Source organism: Thermostichus sp. OS-CIW-20 (assembly GCF_054061455.1).
On sequence record NZ_JBSSEF010000003.1, the window covers coordinates 1 to 12,040 of the forward strand.

The 12,040-nt window shown below is 59.4% G+C and carries 11 protein-coding genes; 5 read left to right on the plus strand and 6 right to left on the minus strand.

Translation table 11 applies throughout. The features are described 5' to 3' along the window. Positions 1 to 216 precede the first annotated feature (216 nt). Positions 217 to 984 (plus strand): triose-phosphate isomerase, encoded by a 768-nt coding sequence (gene tpiA / locus ACVWXC_RS01820; RefSeq protein WP_011429306.1) that lies wholly within the window; start codon positions 217 to 219, stop codon positions 982 to 984. A 5-nt stretch (positions 985 to 989) separates the two neighbouring features. Here tpiA and treY read toward each other — a convergent pair whose 3' ends face one another. Beyond that, entirely contained in the window at positions 990 to 3,791 is a 2,802-nt protein-coding gene (treY, locus tag ACVWXC_RS01825) for a malto-oligosyltrehalose synthase (protein ID WP_099812492.1), read from the minus strand. Positions 3,792 to 3,941: 150 nt separating this feature from the next. Here treY and ACVWXC_RS01830 point away from each other — a divergent pair, with 150 nt between their 5' ends. The 3 genes from ACVWXC_RS01830 (at position 3,942) to ACVWXC_RS01840 (ending at position 6,338) form a co-directional block, all read left to right on the plus strand. Next, on the plus strand, positions 3,942 to 4,355 hold the full coding sequence (locus tag ACVWXC_RS01830) for a hypothetical protein (RefSeq protein WP_099812491.1): 414 nt from the start codon (positions 3,942 to 3,944) through the stop codon (positions 4,353 to 4,355). Between the two features lie 198 nt (positions 4,356 to 4,553). After that, a complete protein-coding gene (locus ACVWXC_RS01835; protein WP_011429309.1) occupies positions 4,554 to 5,417 on the plus strand; it encodes a M48 family metallopeptidase in 864 nt (287 codons plus the stop codon). Between the two features lie 9 nt (positions 5,418 to 5,426). Then, on the plus strand, positions 5,427 to 6,338 hold the full coding sequence (locus ACVWXC_RS01840) for a PfkB family carbohydrate kinase (RefSeq protein ID WP_041438075.1): 912 nt from the start codon (positions 5,427 to 5,429) through the stop codon (positions 6,336 to 6,338). Positions 6,339 to 6,341: 3 nt separating this feature from the next. Here the strand turns inward: ACVWXC_RS01840 and ACVWXC_RS01845 are convergent, their stop codons facing one another. From ACVWXC_RS01845 to pyrR, 4 genes are all read right to left on the minus strand, one after another. After that, positions 6,342 to 8,066 (minus strand): ABC transporter ATP-binding protein, encoded by a 1,725-nt coding sequence (locus ACVWXC_RS01845; RefSeq protein ID WP_011429311.1) that lies wholly within the window; start codon positions 8,064 to 8,066, stop codon positions 6,342 to 6,344. Positions 8,067 to 8,170: 104 nt separating this feature from the next. After that, positions 8,171 to 8,725, minus strand: coding sequence for a metal-binding protein (locus tag ACVWXC_RS01850; protein ID WP_011429312.1), 555 nt, complete (start codon positions 8,723 to 8,725; stop codon positions 8,171 to 8,173). A 62-nt stretch (positions 8,726 to 8,787) separates the two neighbouring features. After that, a complete protein-coding gene (locus ACVWXC_RS01855) occupies positions 8,788 to 9,747 on the minus strand; it encodes a putative 2-dehydropantoate 2-reductase (protein WP_011429313.1) in 960 nt (319 codons plus the stop codon). 57 nt (positions 9,748 to 9,804) lie between these two features. Further along, complete coding sequence (gene pyrR, locus ACVWXC_RS01860) at positions 9,805 to 10,359, minus strand: bifunctional pyr operon transcriptional regulator/uracil phosphoribosyltransferase PyrR (RefSeq protein WP_011429314.1); 555 nt, start codon at positions 10,357 to 10,359, stop codon at positions 9,805 to 9,807. Between the two features lie 140 nt (positions 10,360 to 10,499). Here pyrR and ACVWXC_RS01865 point away from each other — a divergent pair, with 140 nt between their 5' ends. Beyond that, positions 10,500 to 11,030, plus strand: a complete 531-nt coding sequence (locus ACVWXC_RS01865; protein ID WP_099812490.1) for a pentapeptide repeat-containing protein — start codon at positions 10,500 to 10,502, stop codon at positions 11,028 to 11,030. Positions 11,031 to 11,115: 85 nt separating this feature from the next. Here ACVWXC_RS01865 and ACVWXC_RS01870 read toward each other — a convergent pair whose 3' ends face one another. Next, complete coding sequence (locus ACVWXC_RS01870; protein ID WP_276307359.1) at positions 11,116 to 11,868, minus strand: biliverdin-producing heme oxygenase; 753 nt, start codon at positions 11,866 to 11,868, stop codon at positions 11,116 to 11,118. Positions 11,869 to 12,040: the final 172 nt, after the last annotated feature.

The following is a 12,040-nucleotide window of genomic DNA, read 5'->3' on the forward strand; positions in this document are numbered from 1 at the left end:
GGTTTTACATACCTAGCCATACCAAGCAGCCATACTGAACATACTGGGCATTATTTTCAGTATAGTCCAGCATATCATTGACTAGAGTCATGCTCCCTCGCCCTCTTCTGAAACCTCTTGCTGATACACTGTGACATACGAAAAAAGCTCGGGATCCCCCAGGCTCGGGATCCCAGCGGTTGACTACATCGTTGTGTCGCTTAGGGAGGATCCATCTTGCGCCCCATCCTCATTGCCGGCAACTGGAAAATGCACAAGACTCAGGCTGAGGCTCGCCAGTTTCTGCGCGAGTTTCGTCCAGCCCTGCAAGCCTCGTCTGCAGGGGTGAGGCCGCAGCGGCAGATCATTCTCTGCGTGCCCTTCACAGACCTGGCCGTGGTGGTAGAAGAAACGCGGGGATCCGGCATGGCTGTGGGAGCCCAGAACCTGCACTGGGAGGATCAAGGGGCGTTTACGGGAGAGATCTCCGGCCCCATGCTGGCAGAGCTGGGGGTGCGCTACGTTATCGTCGGCCACAGCGAACGGCGGCAGTACTTTGGCGAAACCGATGAAACCGTCAACCGGCGCTTGGCCGCGGCCCAGCGGCACGGGCTCACCCCCATCCTCTGTGTGGGGGAAAGCTTGCAACAGCGGGAGCAAGGCCTGACCGAGTCTTGGATTGTGGGACAGTTGGATCGCGCCTTGCCGGGGATCGATCTGCGCAACCTCGTGATTGCCTACGAGCCAATCTGGGCCATTGGCACGGGGAAAACCTGTGCAGCCGCCGAGGCCAACCGCGTCATCGGCCTTATCCGCCAGCATCTGGGCGCCGACCACCTGCCCATCCTCTACGGTGGCTCGGTCAAAGCCAGCAACATCGACGAGCTGATGGCCCAGCCGCAGATTGACGGTGTACTGGTGGGAGGGGCCAGCCTCGATCCCCAAGAGTTTGCCCGCATTGTCAACTTCCAGGCCCTGACTCCTGCCGCAGCAGCGGCTCCCTAGGTTCCTCAGCGAGATTGCCCCCACAGTAGAGCCACGGGAAAAGACTTGAGGACGGCGCCCACCGACAAGGTGTCGCCGGCAGGGATCCCTTCTTGGGTGAGGCCATTGACCCACTCCAGCCGCTTCCAGCGCGGCAGCTGAATTTCTGTGTCTTTCCAAACAGCGTCCCCCAAGGGATCCTGCGTCTGGTAAATTAGGGAGGTTAGGAAGCGGGGCGCCACCACCAGGACGACTTGTTTGTCGTGCTGACGGGCAAAAGCAATGACATGGTTGGCATAGGAGCCGCTCACCTGCAGGGGAATATAACTGCCTTCCAGAAATAGCTGCGGCTGTTCCTGACGGGCCTTTAGCACCTGATGGATGAGAAACAGCTTAATGCGGCCGTCGTGGCGGTGAAGCAGAAGATCTTGGATAAGTTGCAGGGGATCCTGCTTGATTCGCCGTTGAATTTCTTCGAGGTAAGCCAGGCGGCGGGAAAAGTCCACAGGCCGACGATTGTCGGGATCGACCATGCTGAGATCCCACAGCTCCGTGCCCTGGTAGATATCCGGGATCCCAGGGCTGGTGAGCTTCAGCAGGGTTTGAGAGAGAGAGTTAAAGATGCCAAAGTGGGCAATTTTGCGCTGAAAGGGCAGGAAAGACTCCAAGAAGGGGCTTGAGGGCCGCAGGATCTGATCGATGAAAGCAAGGGTAGCTTCTTCGTATTCGGTATCGGGGCGAAGCCAAGCAGTATGAACCTTAGCTTCCCGAACTGCTTTAATGGCGTAGTCTTTAACTCGCTGGATAAAGGTAGGAACTTCCTCTGGTTGAAAAGGATAGGAGCCGATCAAAGTCTGATAAAGAAAATACTCGTCGTTGCGATCGGGCAGCTCCGAACGCTTCGCTTGCTTGCTGCGAACTTTGTAGCCAAGATTCAACTCATGCCAGAGTTTAATGTGCTTCTCCCATTCAGCGGGGAGTTCCGAGAGCACATTCAGGCGGGCCCGCACATCCTCGCCGCGTTTGGTGTCATGGGTGGAGGAAGCATTCATTGAGAAGGGCCACTGGGCTGCTCGTTCTTGGTTAAAGCGATGGAACTCTTGGACAGAAATGCCAAAACGATATAGATCCCCACCTACTTCGTTCAGGGATAGCAGCCTGTTGTAAACGTAGAAGGCCGTATCCTCTACCCCTTTGGCCATGAGAGGGCCAGCCAACTGTTGCAGCCGCATGGCAAAGTAGATTTGCTCGTTTTTCTCTTCCTCTGAGACGTTTTCGGGGAACTCAAGGCAGAGAAAGCGCTGCAGGAAATTCAGCTCGTTAACCAAAATGGGCAGGTTCTCCTTAGCTTTCTCTACAGCTTGGCGGACGGCCTGTTGACCTTCTGAGCTGAGGATCCCTTCGTGGATGTAGACTCGGTAAACTGGGAAACACACCAAAACCTCTGCCAAGGCTCGGCGCAAGCTGTAGAGGGTGAAGTCATTGGCATAGCGGTGATGGCTGGTAATCTGCTTGAGCAAAAAAGCAAGGTTGTCCATGTCCCCTGCCAGGTTGCGCTCGATAATCAGCCGTTTTTTATCTTCGATAACCTGTTCTGGTGACTGTTGCAGGTTGGTGAAATCTTGATAAAGAGCACTGAAGGCTTCTGCATTCTCCGATTGGCAAAAGATGCCATTAAGCTTAGCTAAAAAGTCGTAACCCGTTGTGCCTTGAACTGGCCATTGCTGAGGTAGCTTCTCATTAGCTTCTAGTATTTTTTCTACCACAATGTAGAGATCTGGACAGCGTTCTCGCAGACGGTGGAGATACTCCTCTGGGTTAAATAGGCCATCGATGTGGTCGATGCGTAAACCTGTGAAGCGCCCCTGTTCTGCGAGCTTGAGAATGAGCTGATGCGTTTTGCGAAATACTTCGCGATCTTCCATCCGCAGCGAGATCAGATCGTTGATGGTAAAAAAACGACGATAATTAATCTCCTCAGCACCCACCTTCCAAAAGGAGAGGCGAAAGTTTTGCCGTGCCAAAAGGCTGTCCAACAAGTCAAAGCTGGAGGGATCCCCGGGCTTGCCGTTGAAGATGGCGATGTTCTCGTCAAAGAAGCTTTGAATATGCGGGCTAGAGGTGTAGAGCTCCCAGAGGGAGTGCTTGGCAAAGCTAATTTGATCCGTGCGCTCTAGGAGATCCTCTTTGCTAGGAATAAACTTGAGGCTGAAGAGGATCCCGAGTAGTTTGACATAGTCGGGGTGGCTGCGCCCTAGTTTCCGCCGCAACTTGCCCAGGTTATAGGTAAAAACATCGGCATAGGTGTCAATATTGAGAGGAAATCTTAAGTTGTAGTAGTTAATGCTCAGGCCGTCGGCATCATAGCGTAGCTGAATCTGGCCTGACTCCAGGCACTTGTTGTAGAAGTCGCCCAGGAAGGGAGCAAGGATTCTGCCCTTGATCCCCAGATAGGAGTGATCCCAATTCACGTCAAAGTAGTCGATAAAGTCTGAGTTAGGCCCGCTTTCCAAAACATCCATCAGCATTTGGTTTTGGCCGTCGTAGGCCATGTGGTTGGGCACGATGTCTTGGATCCAGCCGATTCCCTGCTGGTTGAGGGTTTCCCACAAGAGTTCAAACTTTTCACTCCCCCCTAACTCCACGTTGATCTGCCTGGGATCCACGACGTCGTAGCCATGGGTGCTGCCCTTGCGGGCCTGAAAGATGGGGGAAGCATATAGATCGCTGATGCCCAGCAACTTCAGGTAGGGGACAATTTGCCGCGCTGCCTCGAAGTCAAATCCAGCGTGAAACTGAATGCGATAGGTGGAAGTCGGGATCCGCATGACGACCTCAAAACGACGACAAGGTGGCTCAGCCCATGACCAGAAGGGATGTTTCCAGGGTAGCGGCTAAGATCGGGAGGTCCCGCATAAAGATCGGCAAAACCCTAGATAGGTGTTCAGGGGCACAAGAGCGCCAAAGGGCAAGCAACGATGCTAAACCAGGCGGCGGCGAGATGGGCAACGATTTTTCTCTTGAGCGGCACTTCTGGGAGCGACCTGAGCTTTGCCCAAGGGGAGTTGCGGGTGGGGGACGAACCGGTTTTCACCCTGCCCACTCCCGCTGCCTCTGCCCATCTGCGTCTGGTGCAGCAACGTCTGGAGGAGATTTTGCTGCAGGCCAGCAGCTCCCAGCCCCAGGTCGGTTTGGAGATCCCTGCTCCTCCCACTCCGGATCCCTTGGTGGCTCCTCTGCCAGCCCATACTCTTCTCAATGGGCAACTGCCGTCGACAGTGACGCCGGTGGATGCAGAGGCCTACGCCACTTCTCAACCGGCGGATTTGGCGCGACGGCTACAGAAGACCCTAGACTCGGCGGAGAGCCAGCAGCGGCTCTATCGCCGATAATGGGCGGCTGGTTACCGGTGGACCGTGCATCGGGAATCATGTCGTTTATTGGCAGATCCCTTTTGGGGAGGATCCCCTGGGGTTTTCCTATCAGCCGGTGCTGCCGGATCCCCCGCCGGAGCGGCTATTTTTGTTAAACCGCCTGCCTCAGTTTGTGCCCTACGAGTTGCGACCCTAAGCGTTTTTCTACGGCCTCCTATGTCCTCTACACCATCCACGCCAACCCTTCCCCGCCAGCCCCGCATCCTGTTGGGCCTGCGGGCTGACCATTTTCGCCATCCTGTGGATCTGCAGGCAACCCGCTCTCTGCAGCAGGTGCCGGGGCTGGGCCTGCTGATTCAGAATTTGCTCGGCTCGACGGCAGGGGAGATCTTTTATCTGGATAACATCGCCTCGAGCATTCAAATCAACGAGCACCAGTTGCCGGAAATTCACCAGCTTCTGGTGCAGGCCTGTCGCATTCTAGATCTGGAAGTGCCCCAGCTCTACGTGCGCCAAAATCCCGTGCCCAACGCTTACACTTTTGCCATGCAGGGGAAAAAGCCCTTTATCGTCCTGCACAGCTCCCTGCTGGACTTGCTGGAGCCGCCGGAAATTCAAGCCGTGATCGCCCACGAGCTGGGCCACCTCAAGTGCAACCACGGCGTCTACTTGACGATGGCCAACCTTCTCATGCTCTCGACCAGTTTGCTCCCCTTCGGTGGGCTCTTCTATCAAGCGCTGCAAGATCAACTGCTGCACTGGCTGCGCTGTGCCGAGTTTACCTGCGACCGGGCGGCGCTGCTGGTTACCCAGGACGCAAGAACGGTGATCTCGGTGCTAATGAAGCTGTGCGGCGGCTCGCCGCAGTTGGCCGCCAAGCTCAATGTGGATGCTTTTCTGGAGCAGGCCCGCACCTACGAGGAGCTGGACGACGATCTCTGGCAGCTTGAGCTGAAGCAGATGCAGACCATTGGGCGCACCCACCCGCTGCCGGTGCTGCGAGCTCGGGAAATTGAGCGCTGGTTCCGCAGCAACACTTACCGGCAAATTTTGGAGCAGCACGGCTCGACTGCTGCCTGAGAGGCCAGGATGGCTTCCCTCGGAGTGACCTCTGGCCTCCCCCTGATTGTGGGGGAGACCCTTTTCGATTGTTTCCCAGACAAGGTGGTGCTGGGCGGTGCGGCTTTGAATGTGGCTTGGAACCTCAAAGGGCTAGGATCCGATCCCGTCTTGCTCAGCCGCGTCGGCCAAGATGAGGCGGCAGAACAGTTGTTGGCGGCGCTGCGGCGGCAGGGGCTGCGTCTGGAAGGGCTGCAGCGGGATCCGCTTCACCCCACCGGCCAAGTCCGGGTCACGCTGGATGGGGAGGGGATTCCGACCTTCGCCATCTTGCCCGACCAAGCCTACGACTACATCCAGTTGGACAGGGCAGCTCTGCAAGCCCTCCGCCCCAGCCTGATCTACCGGGGCAGCTTGGCGGCGCGTCGAGAAGCAGCCCATCGCCATTTTCAGGAGACCCTTCCCACTTTGGGCTGTCCGGTGTTTTTGGACCTCAATCTGCGGGATCCCTGGTGGCGCCCAGGCCCCGTCCGGGAAATGCTGCGCACCTGCGCTTGGCTGAAGCTGAACCAAGAGGAGCTGGAGCAGGTGGTGCAGTTAGAAAGCATCCCCGCCGGCAAGGTGGAGGAACAGGGGCAGGCCTTGCGGGCGCGGTTGAACCTGAGGGGCTTGTTCCTAACGCTGGGGGCGGCAGGTGCATTCCTGTTCACCGGTAGGGGGGTGTATCGGGGGGAGCCGGTGCCGGTGCCGCGGCTGGTGGATACGGTGGGGGCAGGGGATGGGTTTAGCGCGGTGGCCATCCTGGGCCTGCTGCAAGGATGGCCGGAGGCGGTGTTGCTGCAACGGGCGGTGGAGTTTGCGGCGGCCATCTGTGGAGTTGCGGGGGGCGCCCCCCCAGATCCGGCGTTCTATCGCCCCTTCCGGCAAGCGTGGGGGCTGTAGAAGCTACTGGAACTGGCGCCAGTGGAACTGGGCGTAGCGCCCCCCCTTGCTCAGCAACTCGCGATGATTGCCCTCCTCCAACAGTTGCCCCTGCTCGAGGACGAAAATGCGATGGGCGCTGCGCACCGTAGAAAGGCGGTGGGCGATCACAAAAACCGTGCAGCGCTGCATCAACCGCTGCAGAGCTTCCTGCACCAAGGCCTCAGACTCGTTATCCAAAGCAGAGGTGGCCTCGTCCAGGATCAAGATCTTGGGGTTGAGCAACACGGCGCGGGCAATGGCCAACCGCTGCCGCTGGCCGCCGGAGAGGGTAACTCCGCGTTCTCCAACACGGGTGGCGTAGCCATCGGGCAGGCTCTCGATGAAACTGTCGATGTTGGCCACGCGGGCCGCCTGCCGCACTGCTTCCAGGTCAAAGTCCTCTTGGCCGTAGGCGATGTTGCTGGCGATGGTGCCGGAAAACAGGGTAATCTCCTGGGGCACGATGCCGATCTGGCGGCGCAAGCTCTTGAGGGTGACGGTGCGGATGTCGATGCCGTCGATGCGGATGCAGCCTTCCTGGGGATCGTAGAAGCGCGGGATCAGGTTGACCAGGGTGGATTTGCCGGCGCCGGAGGATCCCACCAGGGCGACAATCTCGCCGGGGGCCACCTGGAAGCTGATCTGTTTGAGCACCGGCTGATCTGGTTTGTAGGCAAAGGAAACCTGCTCGAACTCCACCCAGCCTTCAATGGGCGGCATGGGGCGGGCGCCGGGCAGCTCCCGCACGCGGGAGCGGGTATCCAAGAGCTCGAAGATCCGCTCCACCGAGGCTTCCCCCTGTTTCAGCTCGCTGTAGTTGTTGGTGATGTGGACAATGGGGTCGATCAGCATGGCGACCCCGGCAATAAAGCCAAGAAACTGGCTGCCGGTCAGGTTGCCCTTGCTAATCTGCCAGCCCCCCACCCAAAACACCCCCAACACGCTCATGGCGTACAGAAAGCCCACCACCGGGTCTTGGATAGCTTTAACCTGTTCGGTTTGGAAGCGGGCCAGGCGGTTGTTCTCGGCCATGGCGCTGAAGCGGCGGATCTCGTAGTCCTCGGCAGCAAAGGCGCGGGTGAGGCTGATGCCGGCAAAGGCTTCCGTCAGAAGGGAGGACAGGTCGGCCATGCTCTCCTGGTTAAGGCGGGAGCGCAGCAGCAGCCGCTCCCCAAACCAACTGATCAAGGCGCCCATCAGGGGGGCAATCACCAGGGTGGTCAAGGTGAGGATGCCGTTGAGGTAGAACAGGTAGGCCACTACCGCCAAGATGGTGAGCACGCTGGGGATGAAGCGGTGGAAAAAGCGCTGCACCACTTCGCCCACCCGATCCAGATCGCCGGTGAGGCGGTAGACCAGGTCGCCGGTGCGGCTGCCGGAAAAGTAGTCCACATCCAACCCCTGCAAATGGGCGTAGAGCCGTTGCCGCAATTCCAATACCATTTGCAAAGAGGCCTTGGCCATAAGGGTGTCCTGGCCGTACTGGAAGGCGCCGCGCACCAGAAAAAACACCACCCCGATCAAGGCCAAGATCCGCAGTTGCCCCAGATCCCCCGCGCCGATGGAGCGGGCCACCCACTCGATCAAGTAGGCGAGGGCAGGCATAGTGAGGACAAAGCCAAGGGTACAGGCCAGCCCCAGCAGCAACATCCACAGGTGGGGCCGAATGAAGGGAAAAAGGCGGCGATAGCTACGACCCGGATGCACAGATCTCAGAAGAAAGGGCTTCTGCCCCACTCAGCTTACCGGATCGGGCCACAAGCTGCTGCCGGGATCCCTGGCCAGCGGGGTTGTCTCTTAGACGGCTCTGGCTAGCCTAACTTTTGCCCATACCTGGCAAGGGGGGATCCCCTTCTTCGACGGCGTCTGCGCCAACGTCGCCAGCGGGAGACCAGGCAATCGCTGAGGCTGTGGTTCAGCGAACCCAGCTCCAGCCCCATGCCCACCCAAAGCAGCGTCTCTGCGTGCGCATGCAACCCTTGCCAGAGGTGGTTGCGCCAGGCCCAGGGCCGCCACTGCCACCAGCCCAGGCGGGATCCCAGCCAAGCCCCCGGCAGGCCCACCCCCGCCACCCACAGGCCCAGGTAGAGCACGCGCAGGGCAGTGCCGACGATCGGCCCGTGGGACCAGAAGGAGCGGTGTTGCAGGCAGCGGCGGTAGGGGAGCCAAATCCAGCGCAGGAACAGCCAGCGGCGATACTGGCGAGAGTCAGTGTCCAGATCCCCGGAAAACATCAGGCCGCTGAAGAGATAGGCGGATCCCACGGCCAGAGCTACGGCAGCGCTGTTGCCCAACAGGCCGGCTGCCAAAGTGACGCCGGGAGCTGTCCAGAGGGTGATGCGATCGTGGGTGGATCCTAGAGGCATGAAGCCAGCGCAGCGCTCCGCTGCGGCTGAGTCTAGCCGCAGGAGAAGGAAAAAGCTTGCCCTCAGGCCGGGATCCCTCGATTGAGGCGATCCAACACCTGCAACTGCCGGTAGAGCATCTCCACCCGCGGCATCTGAATCCCGCCTTGCTGGGCATAGCGGAGCGGGTTGGCAAAAATAGCCTCCAGTTCCAGGGGACGCTTGCGCTCGTAGTCGATCTTCATGCTGGTTCGGTAGGGGGCCATCTTCTCGGTGCTGGCCAGCATCTCGGAGATCAGGGTCTGCGGGAGGTGGCGGCCACAGGCGGCAGCCCCCTGGATCACCTCGTGCATCAGCGTTTCCGCCAAAGCGCGGGCCTCAGGGTCGCGGATCATTTGCTGGGTATCGGCGTTGAAGATCACCGAGAGGCCGTTGAAGGGAATGTTCCAGACCAACTTCTGCCAGCGGGCCAACATCAGATCCGGAGAAAGAGAGGTCGGGATCCCGGCCCGCTGAAAATCTGCTTGAACTTGTTGAAGGCGAGGCGTGATCCCCTGGGGCGCATAGCCGGGGCCGTATTCCGCCAGCAGCACCGAGCCATAATCCAGATGACAGATGTGGCCGGGGCCGACTTTGTTGGAGCTGATAAAGCACAGCCCGCCGATCACCCGCTCAGGGCCAACCCAGTTGGCAATCTCCGGCTCCGCCCCCAGGCCGTTTTGCAGCAGGATCACCACGCCGTTGTCCGCCAGCACAGGCGGCAGCAACCGTGGCAGGAGGTGATTTTGGGTAGCTTTCAGGGCCACGATCACCCCTTCGCAGACGGGCATCTCCTCCACGGCGGCGTAGGCATTTACCTGGGGTAAGTGAAAGTCGCCCCAGCAGGACTCTACCCACAGCCCTTTCTGGCGCACGTGGTCGTAGTCGCTGTGCAAGAGAAAATGCACCGTGAAGCCAGCCTGTTGCAGTTTTGCCCCGTAAAACCCTCCCAGGGCGCCTGTGCCCAAGACAGCGTAGCGACGGGTTTCCGGCAAGACAGCCATAGCGGCAAAAGTCGGCAGATTATCCCCACCATACCGCACCCCAGGGGCGTCTCAGGCTCACTCTCTGCTGTTTTCCTCAAGTTTGGCGTCGATCAACAACACCCGCTCCTCGCCGTCGGTTTCCCGCAGGTGCACTTTGACGATCTGCTCAGGGGCCGTGGTTAGCTTGTGACCGCAGTAGTCTGGTTGAATGGGAAACTGGCGGTGGCCGCGGTCGATCAACACGGCCAGGCGCACTTGCTCCGGTCGCCCAAAGTGGTTGAGAGCCTCCAGAGCCGCACGGACGGTGCGACCCCGGAAGAGCACATCGTCCACCAACACCACTTCTTGGCCGGTCAGATCCCGCGGCAGCTCGCTGCGATTGGGAGTGCGCAGGCCGCCGGAGCCCAGGTCGTCTCGGAAGAAGGTGATGTCCAGCTCTCCTACCTGCGGTGGGCTCCCGAAGCCGGTGGCGATGCGATCCCGCAGGCGGTAGGCCAAGGGGACGCCGCGAGTGCGAATGCCGATCAACACCAGCCTGTCCAGGTGGGGGTGATCCCTGGCAATTGCTGTAGCCAGAGCGTCGATCAGCTCCGCTATCTGCTGCGCATTGAAGACCTCGACTGTGGACATGGATCCCTGTCCCCCCCTCGCCAGTTGGGACTCAGCTTATAAAAGCCCAAATTAGCCCAATCTGCCGGCGGGATCCCCATCCGGTAGGATAAAAGTAAGAGCAATCCCAAAGCCGTGGAGGTTTCCTGGAGGGATCTGCGATGTCTGTTGCTTGGCCGGCTTCTGGTTTGGTGAGACTGTCCTGGCTGACCCCTTTCCTGCGGGGTGCGGTGTTTTGCGGGCTGATCCTGTGCCTGGGTGTCGCCCTCTTGGGATCCCCGTCCTGGGCAGAAGACTACAGCAAGCGGGATCTGCAGGGGGCGAACTTTGCCGGACAAGACCTGAGCGGCTGGAAATTTCTCAAGGCCAACCTGCGACAAAGCGATCTCAGCCATGTCAAAGCGGCAGGGGCGAATCTGTTTGGAGCCAACCTCAGCAGAGCCAACCTGCGGGGGGCCGATCTGCGCGGCGCCACCTTGGACATGGCCAATTTGCAAGGTGCCGACCTGCGGGAAGCCCAACTGCAGGACAGCATGATGTGGCTGGCGCGGGTGGAAGGGATCGAGATCGAGGGGGCGGATTTCACCAACGCCCTGATCCGCAAAGATGCCCTTGCCATCCTCTGCGAACGGGCCAGCGGCGTTAACCCCGTCACCGGGCGGGCCACCCGCGACACCCTCGGATGCGACTAATCCCTCACCCTCGGACCCTCTCCCCTGAGGGAGAGGGGGGATGGGGAGGCCAGGAACGCCCTGTTTCGCCGCAAAGAGGTGTGGCTCAGGAGGTGGGGGCAGCCGCCTCAGAGCGGGCGGACGGGCGCCGAAACTGGCTGAGAAGCGAGTTCCAGGCCAAGCGGGCCATGGATAGCAGCCAATTGCCCTCCAATTCCTTGAACAAGTCCATGTTGAGCTTGAAGGCGTAGTTGGCTTCCGCCACAATGCGCTCGATGGTGGCCTGATCCAGCTCCAGCGCGTCCAACTGGGCGCGGTAGCGCTGCTTAAACTTGCCCTCGTGGGGGATCTGCTCGAAATCGTAAAAGGCCGTTCCTTCCCCCGGCGGCAGGCCCATGGCCCGGCGGGCGATGTTTTTCAGGATCTGGCCGCCCGAGAGGTCGCCGATGTAGCGGGTGTAGGCGTGGGCAATCAGCAGAACCGGGTCTTTTTCCACCACTTCTCGAATGCGGTTGACATAGACCTGGCAAGCGGGAGAGGGCTTGACCACGGCACGCCAATTGGGGCCGACAAAATAATTCAAGTCCTTCTCCAGGCTGGCCCTGCGCCACAATTCGGGATAGTAAAGCCGGCCCACCAGCGGGTGCTCTCGCAATTGGGCAAAGCCCTCTTCCAGAGCGCTGTAGACAAAGTAAAAGTTGCCCACATAGCGGCTGTAGGCTTTTTTATCCACCACTCCCTTGAGGAAGCACTTGATGAAGGCCATATTCTCGGCCATGGTGTGGGACTGCTTGGTGCCCTCCCGCAACTGAACCGAGAGGCTGGCATGCTGGTGTTTTTGTTGCAGACTTTGACTCACAAAATCCTCCTCGCCAAAAACGGCTGCTTGTGTGAGCTGTTTTCAAAAACATCAATAAAGGTCGCCCTGGCCCCAGAGGCTGTGTAACCCCACTTCAACCCCTTCTCATCTGAATGGATGTGGATCCTGCCGGGGAACGACGCAGACCAGACCTCCACCAGGCTGAGCGCGC

What these genes read in the sequence shown, in the direction of transcription:
- ACVWXC_RS01850 (WP_011429312.1), bottom strand. Translation starts at nt 8,725, where the DNA reads ATGCCTCTAGGATCCACCCACGATCGCATCACCCTCTGGACAGCTCCC.
- ACVWXC_RS01855 (WP_011429313.1), bottom strand. Translation starts at nt 9,747, where the DNA reads ATGGCTGTCTTGCCGGAAACCCGTCGCTACGCTGTCTTGGGCACAGGC.
- pyrR (WP_011429314.1), bottom strand. Translation starts at nt 10,359, where the DNA reads ATGTCCACAGTCGAGGTCTTCAATGCGCAGCAGATAGCGGAGCTGATC.
- ACVWXC_RS01865 (WP_099812490.1), top strand. Translation starts at nt 10,500, where the DNA reads ATGTCTGTTGCTTGGCCGGCTTCTGGTTTGGTGAGACTGTCCTGGCTG.
- treY (WP_099812492.1), bottom strand. Translation starts at nt 3,791, where the DNA reads ATGCGGATCCCGACTTCCACCTATCGCATTCAGTTTCACGCTGGATTT.
- ACVWXC_RS01840 (WP_041438075.1), top strand. Translation starts at nt 5,427, where the DNA reads ATGGCTTCCCTCGGAGTGACCTCTGGCCTCCCCCTGATTGTGGGGGAG.
- ACVWXC_RS01830 (WP_099812491.1), top strand. Translation starts at nt 3,942, where the DNA reads ATGCTAAACCAGGCGGCGGCGAGATGGGCAACGATTTTTCTCTTGAGC.
- ACVWXC_RS01835 (WP_011429309.1), top strand. Translation starts at nt 4,554, where the DNA reads ATGTCCTCTACACCATCCACGCCAACCCTTCCCCGCCAGCCCCGCATC.